The organism is Ruegeria arenilitoris, assembly GCF_013035425.1.
Taxonomy (GTDB): domain Bacteria; phylum Pseudomonadota; class Alphaproteobacteria; order Rhodobacterales; family Rhodobacteraceae; genus Ruegeria; species Ruegeria arenilitoris_A.
This window is the reverse complement of record NZ_WQHX01000002.1, coordinates 462,659-476,689: the sequence shown is the minus strand read 5'-3', so window position 1 is coordinate 476,689 and position 14,031 is coordinate 462,659. Positions and strand designations below refer to the sequence as shown.

Annotated in this window: 10 protein-coding genes; 9 read left to right on the top strand and 1 reads right to left on the bottom strand. The window is 51.3% G+C overall.

What is annotated here, in order from left to right; all coding sequences use genetic code 11:
* Nucleotides 1-36 precede the first annotated feature (36 nt).
* Both GOV45_RS07930 and GOV45_RS07925 read left to right on the top strand, forming a co-directional pair.
* Complete coding sequence (locus tag GOV45_RS07930; RefSeq protein WP_254447938.1) at nt 37-930, top strand: phytanoyl-CoA dioxygenase family protein; 894 nt, start codon at nt 37-39, stop codon at nt 928-930.
* 86 nt (nt 931-1,016) lie between these two features.
* Nucleotides 1,017-1,526: a redoxin domain-containing protein gene (locus tag GOV45_RS07925; protein WP_170476196.1), complete on the top strand. Its 510-nt coding sequence runs from the start codon at nt 1,017-1,019 to the stop codon at nt 1,524-1,526.
* Nucleotides 1,527-1,641: 115 nt separating this feature from the next.
* Here GOV45_RS07925 and GOV45_RS07920 read toward each other — a convergent pair whose 3' ends face one another.
* A complete protein-coding gene (locus GOV45_RS07920) occupies nt 1,642-2,421 on the bottom strand; it encodes an MOSC domain-containing protein (protein ID WP_170476195.1) in 780 nt (259 codons plus the stop codon).
* 374 nt (nt 2,422-2,795) lie between these two features.
* Here GOV45_RS07920 and GOV45_RS07915 point away from each other — a divergent pair, with 374 nt between their 5' ends.
* From GOV45_RS07915 to GOV45_RS07885, 7 genes are all read left to right on the top strand, one after another.
* A complete protein-coding gene (locus GOV45_RS07915) occupies nt 2,796-4,418 on the top strand; it encodes a dihydroxyacetone kinase subunit DhaK (RefSeq protein ID WP_170476194.1) in 1,623 nt (540 codons plus the stop codon).
* 7 nt (nt 4,419-4,425) lie between these two features.
* Entirely contained in the window at nt 4,426-5,478 is a 1,053-nt protein-coding gene (locus GOV45_RS07910) for a LacI family DNA-binding transcriptional regulator (RefSeq protein WP_367648662.1), read from the top strand.
* Nucleotides 5,479-5,504: 26 nt separating this feature from the next.
* A complete protein-coding gene (locus GOV45_RS07905) occupies nt 5,505-6,560 on the top strand; it encodes a sugar phosphate isomerase/epimerase family protein (protein ID WP_170476193.1) in 1,056 nt (351 codons plus the stop codon).
* Nucleotides 6,560-7,714 (top strand): Gfo/Idh/MocA family protein, encoded by a 1,155-nt coding sequence (locus tag GOV45_RS07900; RefSeq protein WP_170476192.1) that lies wholly within the window; start codon nt 6,560-6,562, stop codon nt 7,712-7,714. The genes GOV45_RS07905 and GOV45_RS07900 overlap by 1 nt, the downstream gene beginning before the upstream one ends.
* An 851-nt stretch (nt 7,715-8,565) precedes the next feature.
* The gene (locus GOV45_RS07895; protein WP_170476191.1) at nt 8,566-12,153 is read left to right on the top strand and encodes an adenylate/guanylate cyclase domain-containing protein; all 3,588 of its coding nucleotides are present in this window, start codon (nt 8,566-8,568) and stop codon (nt 12,151-12,153) included.
* Nucleotides 12,154-12,180: 27 nt separating this feature from the next.
* The gene (locus GOV45_RS07890) at nt 12,181-12,438 is read left to right on the top strand and encodes a DUF4242 domain-containing protein (RefSeq protein ID WP_170476190.1); all 258 of its coding nucleotides are present in this window, start codon (nt 12,181-12,183) and stop codon (nt 12,436-12,438) included.
* Between the two features lie 120 nt (nt 12,439-12,558).
* The gene (locus GOV45_RS07885; RefSeq protein WP_170476189.1) at nt 12,559-13,974 is read left to right on the top strand and encodes an FAD-binding oxidoreductase; all 1,416 of its coding nucleotides are present in this window, start codon (nt 12,559-12,561) and stop codon (nt 13,972-13,974) included.
* Nucleotides 13,975-14,031: the final 57 nt, after the last annotated feature.

The window sequence follows — 14,031 nt, the reverse complement described above, 5'->3', positions numbered from 1 at the left end:
GGCAGGTGACACAGTCTTTAGCCGTTGCCAATGCAAATGCCGCTTGGAAAGTTGAGTACAACCGCAGTCATAAAACAGATGTTCAACTGGTTTACCGATGAGGAGACGATGAATAGTCGAGTATCAGAAATATTTGAGACTTACGACACGGATGGTTTCGTGGCTCCGTTAGACATCCTCACCGAGGAAGAGGCACAAGAGTTGCGCGATGATTTCGAAAGAGCAGAGCAAGCCTTAAAAGATGATCCAGACAGGCTTAAGCTCCTATACTCTTATCCTGACAGACTTTTGCCGTCCTTCGACGCACTCATACGTCATCCAAAATTGATTGAGGCCGCATCAGCGGTACTCGGACCTGATCTCATGGTTTGGAGTGGCGCTTTGTTTGTAAAGGAGGCGCACTCTCCCAAGATCGTTTCGTGGCACCAAGATTTGACTTACTGGGGGCTGGACGATGCTGAGGAAGTAACGTGCTGGGTCGCCATTTCTGAAGCTTCTGAAAAAAGCGGATGTATGACATTTGTCCCCGGCAGCCACAAAAGCCGAATTGTCCCACATGTTGATACGTTCAGCGAAAACAACCTTTTGTCGCGCGGCCAAGAGATCGCGGTTGAGGTTAATGAATGCGACGCCGTTGCCGCCGCTTTACGCGCAGGTCAGGCATCAATGCATCATGGGCACCTTTTCCACGCGTCTGGGCCGAATGAAACTGGCGACCGAAGGATAGGTGCAGCGCTGCGTTTCATCAAACCCTCTATGAAACAAGAAAATGGCGCCAAAACTCTGGTGGCATTGGTGGCAGGACGCGACAATTACGGTCATTTTGAAATAGCGAACGCCCCCCGAGGTTTCCTGCATGAAGATGACTTTTCAATTTGCCAACAGGATGCAGATCGAAAGAGGGAAATACTTTTCGATGGTGTCGGATAATTTTCAGTTTGGGCTCATTTTAAATGCCAAAGAAAACTGCCGGGAAGCGGCCAAACGAATATTCCCCACAACGGAGATAGATTGGAATGTCAAAACCTAAAGTGGGCTCTACCGTAGCCCCAATCAGTTTTCTTAGCGTGGACGGAGGTTATCGTGAAATCGGTCGGCAGGGTGAGCGTTGGACCATGCTGTTTGTTTATCGCGGTCGGCATTGCCCTCGGTGCAAACGGTTTTTGCAAAAGCTCAACGGTCAACTGACCAAATGGACTGATAGAATGGATGTCATTGTGGTTTCTGCTGACAGCAAAAGCAAAGCGCTGGCAGACCGCGATGAATTTGGTTGGAGTTTTAACCTGTGTTACGGATTAACCGTACCTCAGATGCGCTCGCTTGGATTATATGTTTCTGAGCCGCTATCCGAAGCGGAAACATCAGATCTTTTTGCTGAACCCGGAGCGTTTGCAATACGTCCCGACGGTACGTTGATGTTGGTCGACATATCGAATGGTCCGGCGGCACGCCCTGATCTGGACGAGCTTTTAGACGGGATGATCTTCAATATTGAAAACGATCGGCCCACGCGTGGAACTGCTTGAATTCAGCTTGCTGCCGTTAAGCCGTTGAGTTTTTTGTCGCCCGTCTACAGACTGGGTCACAGTGCGCACTTTCAATATAGGATGGTTCGAATTGGGCAAAAGGCACATTGAGGCATCAGATTTCCAATCTACCGGATTGTCCCACGAAAACCGTGCCATTCGTCGTTACTTCGGCGTATACGCCCATGTCCGTGTGACCCAGGTGTTTATTTAAAAGGTAGGGCAGCCTCAGATCACGCTCGGCGGTTTCCGGGTTTACTTCGGTTGCCGCGCACCTTTTCGTTCTTGAAAGAATACGCATCCTGACATCGCCAAAAATCAGCGTATGTCCCACGAACTCCAACTCGGAAAACGGTGCGAGGCCGTCAATTTCGACGTTCGCGCGAAATCGGGCGGGGTGAACGTCTCTGTTCAATTGCTGACTAAGTGCCTTGACAGAGGCAATATTCAAAACAGACACAGCAATCATCATGACCGGCGACACTACTGATACATCAGTAAAGCGATGTGGTTCCGAGGAAACAAACGTGGGGGGTTCCGGATCAGCCGAGCCCAAGACTTGGTGAATAAACAGGGCCGCATCAGAACGCTCCTGGCCTGATTGCATTAAGAATTTTCGCGATTTACCGCTCTCTCGGATTTCTAATACTTGCGATTGAGCATCAAATCGGGTGTGCAGACCTGCCAGAGCCGCTTCTTTCAAAAGCACGACAAAGCGATCCTTGGGAATAGGTTTTGGGTTTTGTGGGTCGAAGCCCGAGTTGTGCCGAGCAAAGCCGTAAATTCGGTCACCCGGAAAACCTTCGGCTACGCTCATCGTGACAGAAGTCAGTGGCTCCGCGCTTAATCCCTTAACCGGAAATCGGCTTAACCGTTTCACTGTAAATTCTGTCATTGGCGTTTTCCCCAATACAGTTGTCGGTATGATTTTGTCTTGATTACGGCCGCGTTTCAAATTGAATAAATCTTGAAATATCAGTTGGCGTTTAGATGCACCGAAGTGCCTCGTCCGAGGTAAAAGCTGGGTTGAACTGCGGGCAATATCGAATTCAAACAGGAGCTTGGCTCAACAAAGTTGGCCACGCCCGAGTCGATTTATTTGTTTAAAAATACAGTATTGTCATGATTTTCTGACGTGCCGAAAACGTTTTTGAGGTACGCTCCTCAAAAAAATGTGGACTTGAGGTGCGCACCTCAAATATCCTTGAAGTATGCCGGGATTCGCACATCCTCGATTTCTGGCGCGCGTGTGACTTAAGGAGCAAAAGCATGGCACAGTTCCTCAACACAAAAGAAACCCTCGTTACAGATGCGATAGACGGTCTACTGGCTTCCTCGGGCGGCGCGCTAACTAGGTTAGATGGATACCCGCACATCAAAGTCGTTTACCGATCTGATTGGGATAAATCGAAAGTCGCGCTTGTTTCCGGAGGCGGGTCCGGCCACGAACCGGCACATGCAGGGTTTGTCGGTAAAGGTATGCTGACAGCCGCAGTGTGCGGCGAAGTATTTGCTTCTCCGTCCGTAGAAGCGGTTTTGGCTGGGATTCTGGCCGTTACGGGCGAGGCGGGGTGTTTATTGATCGTAAAGAATTACACCGGTGATCGTCTGAACTTTGGTTTGGCTGCAGAACGCGCCCGCGCTTTGGGGCGCAAAGTCGAAATGGTCGTTGTAGATGATGACATCGCACTACCAGACTTGCCACAACCGCGCGGGGTCGCAGGTACGCTGTTCGTACATAAAATTGCAGGAGCGCTAGCGGAAAATGGCGCAGATCTTGCAACTGTTGCCAATGCTGCGAAATCCGTCATTGAAAAAGTCGTGAGTATCGGGATGAGCCTTGATACCTGCACTGTCCCGGGATCCCCCAAAGAAGACCGGATCGCTCCGGGCAAAGCTGAACTCGGCTTGGGTATTCACGGCGAACCCGGAGTACAGCAAGTCGACTTTTCAAGCGCCGTATCGGCAGTGAACACTGTTGTGGAAAAGCTAACGCGGCGCGTGGCGTCAGGGTCTGGGGTCGCGTTGGTGAACAACCTTGGGTCGACGACGCCATTGGAAATGTCTGTTTTGACGCATGCTTTGGCAGAGACTGGTATCGCCCGCCATATCATCGGGCCTGCGCCAATGATGACATCCTTGGACATGCATGGCTTCTCGGTTTCAATACTTCCTGTAAGTCAGGAAGAGTTGGAAGCCTTGCAAGAGCCCGTAGGCCTAGCAGCATGGCCGGGCGTAAACGCGATAGAACCAGTCAATGTCGCGCCGCTGCCGGACGGTTTGACGCCGATTGCCCCAATTCCTTCGAATAATCCGAAAACGAAGGAAACGATCGCGCGGTTGTCAGAGCTTCTTATTCAGGCTGAGAAAGACCTTAACGAACTGGATGCGAAATCTGGTGATGGTGACACTGGCAGTACACTGGCGACAGCGGCGCGGGCATTACAAAGCGGTTTGGATCGAATGCCCTTGGCGGATCTGACCCAACTTTTTCCGGCATTGGGTAACGAACTTAGCCAGACGATGGGTGGGTCTTCTGGGGTTATTCTCGCCATCTTTTTTAATGCCGCCGGTGACGCATGTGCAAGCGGTGCGTCGATACCGAAATCTCTGATAGAAGGCTTGAATCGTGTCAGCCAGGTGGGCGGTGCCAAAGAAGGGGACCGGACAATGATCGACGCGCTTGCACCGGCGCTTAATGCACTGCCATCTGGGTTAAACCAAGCAGCAAAAGCTGCTCGGGAAGGTGCTGATAAAACAGCAAAAATCCACCGGGCCAAGGCGGGTCGCGCTGCATATGTTCCTGAAGAAAACCTGATCGGGCACAACGACCCCGGCGCTGAAGCTGTCGCACTTTTGTTCGAAGGCTTGGCCCGGGAAATCGAAGGCTAGACGTGTTGTGGAAGAACAAAAACTAGAAGTGGTGAACAAACCAACAGTGAACGACATTGCGCGCGTTGCCGGCGTCAGTTTGGCGACGGTAGACCGGGTGCTAAATAGGAGGCCCGGTGTTAGGGCAGTTACGATCCAAAAAGTGCAAAAGGCGATTGATGAGCTGGGCTATATACGTGATACGGCCGCGGCAAATCTGGCACGCAGACGTGTTTATAATTTCCTGTTTGTATTACCTGACACCGATAACGAATTTGTTGAGGCCCTGAGCAACCAGATCGCAGAGCAGTCGCGAAATCAGTTTATTGAGCGGACACGCACATCGATCCAAAAGGTCACGCCTTTTGAACCGCAGGATATAGTAGAGATACTGGACGCTGTCGACGGTCGCGAAGTCGACGGAGTAGCCGTTTTTGGTCCGGAAACCCCATCAGTTCGTGATGCGGTAAAACGAGTCAGAGACAAAGGGATACCAGTCGTTGCGATGGTTTCGGACCTTCCAAGTTCGGACAGAGATCACTTTGTGGGGATTGACAACGTGTCAGCTGGCCGAACAGCTGCTCATTTGATGGGCCGGTTCGTGCATCAAAGAGGAAAGGTACTTGTTCTTACTGGTTCTCGTTTAGCAAGGGATCACTTGGAAAGGCGACAAGGCTTTGATTTGGTTGTTGCAGAGGATTTTCCGCATCTCGAAGTCGTGGCTTCGGTAGAGGGTCGAGATGATCCGGAACTGATCTACAAAATGATGCCCGAAATTTTCGATTCCTATCCCGATCTTGTTGGAATTTACTCTTCAGCGGCGGGGAATGCAGGGCTTATTCAATTCCTCACTGAAAGCAAGGTGTCGGAAGAATTGGTGATTATTGCACATGAGCTCACACCGCTCAGTCGTGAGGCTCTTTGCATGGGAACTTTTGATGCATTGATCTCACAGGATTCCGGTCACATCATACGATCTGCAGTGCGTTTGTTGCGGGCCACTTCTGATGGTGTCCCATTTAACAGGGCGCAGGAGAGAATTCGAATTGATATATATCTTAAAGAAAATTTGCCGCCGTAAGGCCCATGTTCTGGGGAGGAACCAATATGAAGACGATAAAAGGACCGGCTTTGTTTCTGGCACAATTTGCTGGCGACGAGGCACCATTTAATTCATGGGACGAAATCACGAAATGGGCTGCCCAGTGCGGGTACAAGGGTGTTCAAGTCCCAAGCTGGGATGGGCGGTTGTTCGATTTGGATGCAGCGGCATCCAGCGCGGATTATTGTGATGAATTCACAGGTAAGGCGAGAGAAAACGGCGTCGAAGTTACCGAACTGTCTACCCACCTGCAAGGACAGCTGGTTGCGGTCCATCCAGCATACGACACTGCATTCGACGGGTTCGCGGCAGAAAGCGTTCGGGGAAATCCGAAAGCGCGGCAAGAATGGGCCGTTGACCAAGTCAAGAAAGCTCTATCGGCGTCCCGGAACATGGGTATTTCTGCCCATGCTACATTCTCAGGAGCACTGGCTTGGCCTTACGTTTACCCTTGGCCTCAAAGACCCGCCGGATTGATTGAAACAGCGTTTGACGAATTAGCAAAGCGTTGGCTTCCGATTTTGAATCATGCCGAAGAGTGCGGCGTGGATGTTTGTTATGAAATTCACCCGGGTGAAGACCTGCATGACGGCATCACGTATGAGATGTTTTTGGAGCGTACGGGCAACCATGCACGTGCGTGTATGCTGTATGACCCCTCGCACTATGTGCTGCAGTGTCTCGACTACTTGGACAACATCGACATCTACAAAGATCGAATCCGGATGTTCCACGTTAAAGATGCGGAATTCAATCCGACCGGTCGCCAAGGCGTGTATTCGGGATACCAAGGCTGGGTTGATCGCGCTGGGCGGTTCCGCTCGCTTGGTGATGGGCAAGTCGATTTCGGAGCAGTCTTTTCAAAAATGGCGGCAAATGACTTTGACGGCTGGGCCGTTGTAGAATGGGAATGTTGCCTGAAACATCCTGAAGATGGAGCGCGGGAAGGAGCACGATTCGTTTCGGATCACATCATTCGTGTGACGGAAAAAGCTTTTGACGATTTCGCGGATGGCGGAACCGACGAAGCAGCCAACCGGAAAATGTTAGGGATAGACTGATGGTTACAGGACGCAGCGAAGAAGTATCTGGTCGTATTCGTCTAGGCATGGTTGGCGGCGGAAATGATGCATTCATAGGTGGCGTGCATCGTATCGCGGCGCGTCTGGACGATAAGTTTGAACTTGTTGCCGGTGCGCTGTCATCTACCCCCGAGAAGTCAAGAGAAAGTGGTGAGGCGCTGGGTCTCGCGCGCGTTTACGATGACTTTGAGCAGATGGCCATACGTGAAGCACGTCTGAAGTCCGGTATTGAAGCGGTTTCGATCGTTACGCCAAACCATGTTCACTATGCTGCCGCGCGTGAGTTCCTCAAACGCGGTATTCATGTCATTTGTGACAAACCACTTACGTCGACGCTCAGCGATGCAAAAAAACTAGTGAAAGCGGCGGAGAGTTCCGACGCTTTGTTTATCCTTACGCACAACTACACCGGCTATCCAATGGTTCGTCAGGCTCGGGAGATGGTGGCCAACGGAGAGATCGGGAAAATCCGCGTGGTACAAGTCGAATATCCACAAGATTGGTTGACAGAGCAGCAGGATTTCAAACAAGCAGAATGGCGGACTGATCCCGAAAGGTCTGGCGCTGGTGGATCAACCGGAGACATCGGCACTCACGCTTATAACCTTGCATGTTTTGTAACTGGCCTTACGGCTGAAAGCCTTGCCGCGGATTTGCAAGCCTTTGTTCCGGGGCGCAAGGTTGATGACAATGCACACGTATTGCTGCGTTTCGAAGGCGGAGCAAGAGGAATGTTGTGGTCATCACAGGTCGCACCAGGAAACGAAAATGCGCTTCGCTTGCGTGTTTACGGAGAAAAAGGTGGCCTAGAATGGTCGCAGGAGGATCCCAACTATCTGTGGTTCACCCCTTATGGTCAACCAAAGCGGCTGATTACCAGAAATGGGTCAGGGGCAGGCGATGCGGCAAACCGACTAAGCCGCGTTCCTCCGGGCCATCCAGAGGGTTATTTGGAGGGGTTCGCGAATATTTACAGTGAAGCCGCTGATGCAATTCAGGCATTCAGAAATGGTGCGTCACCCGACGCTTCAGTTGTCTTCCCAACCGTCCAAGATGGGCTCAGCGGTGTTAAGTTCGTCGCGGCATGCGTGCAAAGTTCGGCACGAAATGCGGCGTGGGTCAAACTCGATTAGTGTGTTCGCATAAGCAGGGCGCTTTCAATGAATTCAAAGCGCTTTGCTGCCGATTTGACCGAACCGCACAAGCCAGCTTCAAGTGATGTTTGCAAGTTTCGGACGGGTTTGGACTGGTCCTCTTTTGTGTGATTGGTTGTTCGCTCGCTAATAATTTACTTGGCGCACGCTGTCCGCGCGACGGTGTCCGAAATACAGTCGTTTTTGCGCATGCAGTCCCCCTCGGAGTTTCGACCGGACTCATAAATGCACTTTGTTGCAGTTTCCGACCACTCAAGCCCTGTTGTACACAGATCTTTGCCTGTGCATTGTGAACCGCCACATGTTTTTGGTTGCCACTGCTTCAAGGATCGATATGTGCTCCATCCGCTAGGGCAGGCGTTCCCAGAAAATGAACAAACTGTTACTCCATTTATATCTACTGGAATCCCCCCGGCACCAGCGCAACCGGCTGCAGATGCTTCCATGCTGTCGCTTGGCAGCGTCGTCAACAAGAATGCGAACATAACTAACTTTGAGAGCGCAGGTCTGGAAAACACACTATTCTCCGATTTTTTCATCATGACATTCGACAGTGGTCGGGCAACTAAGTTTTACGTTTAGCCGACAGATATTTGTCGGTGACGGCATCATACGCTTTTCCCAGGTAAAACCACTAAAAGTTACAAATATCCGCCTTCTTAACTGATCTTGCCTCGGATATCCGCAGTATCCTGCCAAGCCGTTGTTCAACAGGCAAAGGTTTGACGTTAAACGCAACGTTCAAATTGAATGGACGTAAACATCGTTCAACTGCCTGTATCCTTGATTAGTAATCGACAAGACATCATGATCTATCCATGGAGACTGAGATGGAAAAGTGGCTGAACGATCTCGGGCTGGGGCAATACGTTGACGTTTTCTCGGAAAATGACGTCGACGCTCGGGTTCTTCCGTTACTGACAAACGAAGATCTCAAAGAGCTTGGCGTCAGTCTTGGCCATAGGAAGATTATTCTCGCCGCGGTTCAAAAGCCGGGGACCGAAGAGACTTCTCCGCAACCATCTGACGCGACCGACGCGCAATCTGTGGACTTCAAACAGGCGGTCGCTTCGGAAGAGACCCAAGCAGACACAGCGGCGGTAGGCAAACAGGCACGCAACGCGCTTGCTGAGCGACGCCACCTAACTGTTTTGTTTGCAGATTTGGTTGGCTCGACGGAAATGACCAACAGCCTTGATCCCGAAGACATGCGGGACCTATTGCAACGCTACCAAGATGCAGTGGCCGGAGCCATTAGCCGTTTCGGTGGCTACGTAGCAAAGTATTTAGGCGACGGACTCCTTGTGTTTTTTGGATGGCCAACGGCTTACGAAGATCACGCGATACGGGCAGTAAAGGCTGGCCTGGAAGCTATCAACCGGGTCAAAGAACTCCGAACCCCTGATGGAGAACACTTGGCGGTTAGACTTGGCATTGCCAGCGGCGATGTGGTGGTCGGCGACACAATAGGAAAAAACACCTATGAAGAAGGCGCCATGACCGGACCAATCGTCAACCTGGCGTCTCGAATTCAAGAAAAAGCAAAGCCCAACACTGTTGTTTTGCCTGCCGAGGAAACCGAAGCTGCATTGCATAAGATTTTCGAGTTTTCGTCGCTCGGAACAACAGAGCTTAAAGGTTTCAAGGAACCTCGAACCCTTTTGCAAGTGGTTTCAGAACGAAGTGCCGAAAGCAGATTTCGCGCATCACACGGTGACGACAGCAGCACCAAAATGATCGGCAGGGATTATGAAAAAGGCATCCTGCTGCAATCGTGGCAACGTGCACAAGATGGGCTGGGAGAAGTCGTGTTGCTTACCGGTGAAGCCGGGATTGGCAAGTCACGCCTGACAGAGGAGTTTCTTGTTGAGAGCGCCTCAGAAGGCCGTGCAGACGTCATACGGTTAAATTGCTCGCCTTACCTTACCAGCAGCCCCTTTCATCCCGTTACACAACGGATTTCCCAGGATGCAGGTGTTGAACCTGGATTTGACGACGACCAGATACTGGGTCAGGTGCGCAAAATGTTGGAAGCAAGGCCTGGTCTGGATTGGGAACAAGTCCTTCCGGTATTTGCTGCTTTAGTAGCGCCACAGAGTGCCCTCGCCAAAGAGGTGCTGGAAATGTCACCGCAGGAACAACGTGACATAACCATTCAAACTTTGATCAACACGGTGAAAATTCGTTCGAAAGTGCGTCCTGTCATTTTGTGTGTGGAAGACGCGCACTGGATCGATCCATCTACGCATGCATTGCTTGAACGCTTCAAAGCAATTTGCGCTGATTTGCCGTTGATGATCTTGATCACCCACAGACCTGGATGGGAACTGGCGCGTGACGACGGTGACGCGCACGTCCAGACACTGCAACTTCGTAGGTTCGATACAGATCATGTTGCCAACCTGATGCGTGCAATTTCTGGGAAGACGCCAAATGACGAGCTGATAGCCGCGATCATAGAGAAAACCGACGGCGTTCCCCTCTTTGTGGAAGAGCTGACCCGCGCGATGGTAGATAAAGGTGAGAATGGTCAATTTTCCATTCCATCTTCGTTGAAAGGCACATTGATGGCACGCCTTGACGCGGTTTCACCAGACGCCAAACAGGTTGCGTTAACAGGTTCTGTAATAGGACGCGAATTTGAACCTAGTTTGCTGAGTGCTGCGATGAAGCTGTCAAACGACGAAGTTCAAGATCGCCTGGTGGAACTTTCGCGGACAGGATTGATATTTGAAAGCGGACATAACCGAGGGCACTACGTTTTTCGGCACGCGCTAATCCGAGACACAGCTTATCAATCTATGTTGGGGTCAACGCGCAGGAAGCAGCATGCGGACGTAGCGCGAGCGCTTTTGCAATTGCGGTCTGCGGAAATTGAGCGTCGTCCTGAATTGGTTGCCCGCCACCTTTCCGAAGCTGAAGATTGGAGCGCGGCCTTCGACCGTTGGCGCAGAGCCACTGAAATGGCTTTGTCGAGGTCAGCGAGCCAAGAGGCAATGGCAAATGCCAAAGAAACACTCAAGGCCGCAGAACAGCTTGGAGAAGACGCGGGAGTAGAGAGGGTCATTAGCAAAATTCTTGTTGGGCGAAGCCACGATAGCTTGGGCCAACTGCCTGAAGGGATTGCAACGTTAAAAGAAGCCTCGGACGCGGCAAGGCACATTCGCCATGTAGAACTCGCGGCCGACGCCGCGCACCACTTTGCGGACTCTTGTATGATGTCAAGCGAACGCCACGACCAGGCCATTCAACTTTGCTTGGATGCACTTGGGGACTTGGCGGACCATGACGAAGTTCGGCGGTGCAGTTTGATGAGCCAGCTTGCGCGCGCGTACATGTTTATCGGTCAGTTCGCCGAAGGTGCACGTTACGGTCAACAGTCAATGGAACTGGCTGCGCAGCTTGGTGATCACAAATCTCAGTTCTCCGTAATGATGATGCATTTTGGAGCACCGTTTGTTGCGAGGAAAGAGAACGATGCGCGGAATTGGCGCGAAAACCTGGAAGCGATGCACCGGGTTGCCGAAAAGCTCGGAAGTATTGATCAGGGAAGGGACCGAACTCTTAGCATTTTCGTAGGGGCAGAAATGGCTGACCGTGAAGTGATGGATCACGCGCTTGAACTGCTGACAGAGATATCGAAGAAGGACAATCACCTACAGCTCTATTGGGTTCAGAAGCATGCTCGCGCTATGGTTGCGATTATGGCCGGAGAATTTGAGCAGGCAGAAAAACACGCGACTGAAGCCGTGAAAATCGGCAGGAAAACGCATGGCGAGCATGTGGAAGGAGTTTTTGGTGTTCAAATGTTCACGATCCGAAGAGAGCAGAGTCGCCTGCACGAGGTTGCTCCTGTTATCAAGCGGTTGATGAGTGAAAGCCCCGAGGACGTTGCCTGGAAACCTGGTTTTGGTCTTATTGCTGCAGAACTGGGATATCGAGAACCCGCTGAACGAATACTGAACGAAATCGCAGAAAATGGTTTCGTTTTGCCAGCAGATGCTATGTATTCCACGACTTTGTCATATCTGAGTGACATTTGCGTTGAAATCCAGCATTTCCAGCATGCTGAAACTGTCTACAAGTTATTGGAACCGTATGAAGATTTGACCATTACAGCCGGAGCGACCACGGTTTGCACGGGTGCGGCTGCGCGGCGCTTGGGCAGTTTGGCAGCCCTGTTAAAGGATTGGGAAACAGCCGAGCGAATGTTTCAAAAGGCGATTGAAATTGACACTCGAATGAAATCGCCGCCGTGGATTGCGCACAGCAAGGCTGCTTATGCGTCTGCCTTAAGGCGTCGGGGAACAAATGACGACGTGAAGGCGGCGTTTCAACTAGAAGCGGAAGCGTTGGCAATTGCGCAGAAACTGAGTATGGTTTCCCTAAGGTCAAAACTCGAAGGAAAAGCAAGCTAACGTCCTAAAATTGCCCAGGGGGAGCATATGCCTAGGTATATTATTGAGAGAAATTTTGCCGAACAGTTGAATGTCGGCGACGATGACAAAATCAAAATCAAAGAAATTAACGACGAAGTGGGTGTTGAATGGATTTTTTCGTTCCTGAGTGCCGATAAACGCAAAACATACTGTCTGTATGAAGCCCCTGACGAAGAAAGTCTGAGAAAGGCGGCTGAGCGGCTCAACATTCCAGCGGACGTGATAACGCCAGTTGATCGTATTGATCCGGGGATATTTGCCTGACCTAAACCATTTTCTTGAAATGAAATTCACTCTCGTCACAGGGAACAGGTGAGCAGAGGAATTTCATGATAGCCGAGGCAGTATCGCAGGAAGCCTGACCTAATTAAGGAAGGCCAACTCATGTACGACCTGATGGCATTGGATGGAACTAAGTCAACGGTGGATCAAGCTGCATTAGATGCATTGGATGCATCTCTGCGCGGGGCAGTTCACCATAAAGGCAGTCGGGAATATGACGAAGCCCGCATTACATGGAACAGCATGTTCGAACGCTTCCCCGGGTTTGTGGTTCGAGCTTTGGGTGCGAGCGATGTTCAAAATGCGGTAAACTTCGTAAGGGACGCCGGTCTGGCCATATCCGTTAGGTCGGGTGGTCACCAAATTGCAGGTCACGCGGTAGCCGACGACACGGTTATGTTGGATTTGTCGCACATGCGTTCTGTTCACGTGGATCCGATTTCTAAAACGGCGCGTGTGGCCCCAGGGGCAGTTCTGGGTGATGTGGATCGGGAAACACAGGCACATGGGCTTATAGTTCCTACCGGTATAAATTCAACCACGGGCATCGCCGGGCTTACGCTTGGCGGCGGATTTGGTTGGACGACACGCAAATTCGGAATGACGATCGATAACCTTCTGTCGGCTGAGGTGGTGACAGCGGATGGAGCAATCGTCACGGCATCGCCCAACAGTCATCCAGATCTATTCTGGGCCATCCGTGGTGGAGGCGGAAATTTCGGCGTGGTGACTTCCTTTGAGTTCCAGTTACATGACCTTGGACCAGAAGTTTTGTCAGGGCTTATCGTCCACCCGATCGAAAAGGCGCCCGAATTAATGGTCGAATATGCGAAAATTGCTGATACATCTCCAGATGAGCTTACCGTTTGGAGCGTGATGCGAAAGGCGCCGCCGTTACCCTTCTTGCCCGAAGAGTGGCATGGCCGAGAAGTATTGATTTTCGCAGCCTGCTACAGCGGTGGCATCGAAGAAGGTGAAAAAGCTGTTGCAGCCCTGAGGGCTCTGGGCGACCCGATCGCCGATGTGATCTCACCGCACAGGTTCACAGACTGGCAGTCCGCGTTTGATCCACTGTTGACGCCGGGGGCAAGAAATTATTGGAAAAGCCATGACTTCGATTCTCTATCGCCCGAAGCAATCGAAGGTCTTCTCTCCGGTATTTCACAGCTTCCTGACCCAGCTTGCGAAGTCTTCATTGCCCACGTGGGTGGCGCGATGGCGCGAGTGGGGGCCGATTCAACTGCGTATCCACAAAGGTCCGCCCATTTTATCATGAATGTTCATACGAGATGGGAGGACCCTCAGAAAGATACAGAATGCATCCAATGGGCGCGAGATCTTTATGACCGGATGCAACCACACTCGACCGGCAGTGCATACGTGAATTTCATGCCCGAAGACGAGGCCGATCACATGGCTGGCGCATATGGTCACAACGGTGAGAGATTGGCGAAGGTCAAAGCGAAATATGACCCTGGAAATTTGTTCAGGATCAACCACAATATTTTGCCCGCTTAAGAACTCTATTGCTGGTTTGTTCTGCGGCAATCTGGGCTAAGAGCAGTGGCAAGCTCG

Bases quoted from the DNA above. Each gene is read 5' to 3' on its own strand.
- GOV45_RS07930 (WP_254447938.1), top strand. From the start codon at position 37: ATGCCGCTTGGAAAGTTGAGTACAACCGCAGTCATAAAACAGATGTTC.
- GOV45_RS07925 (WP_170476196.1), top strand. From the start codon at position 1,017: ATGTCAAAACCTAAAGTGGGCTCTACCGTAGCCCCAATCAGTTTTCTT.
- GOV45_RS07920 (WP_170476195.1), bottom strand. From the start codon at position 2,421: ATGACAGAATTTACAGTGAAACGGTTAAGCCGATTTCCGGTTAAGGGA.
- GOV45_RS07915 (WP_170476194.1), top strand. From the start codon at position 2,796: ATGGCACAGTTCCTCAACACAAAAGAAACCCTCGTTACAGATGCGATA.
- GOV45_RS07905 (WP_170476193.1), top strand. From the start codon at position 5,505: ATGAAGACGATAAAAGGACCGGCTTTGTTTCTGGCACAATTTGCTGGC.
- GOV45_RS07900 (WP_170476192.1), top strand. From the start codon at position 6,560: ATGGTTACAGGACGCAGCGAAGAAGTATCTGGTCGTATTCGTCTAGGC.
- GOV45_RS07895 (WP_170476191.1), top strand. From the start codon at position 8,566: ATGGAAAAGTGGCTGAACGATCTCGGGCTGGGGCAATACGTTGACGTT.
- GOV45_RS07890 (WP_170476190.1), top strand. From the start codon at position 12,181: ATGCCTAGGTATATTATTGAGAGAAATTTTGCCGAACAGTTGAATGTC.
- GOV45_RS07885 (WP_170476189.1), top strand. From the start codon at position 12,559: ATGTACGACCTGATGGCATTGGATGGAACTAAGTCAACGGTGGATCAA.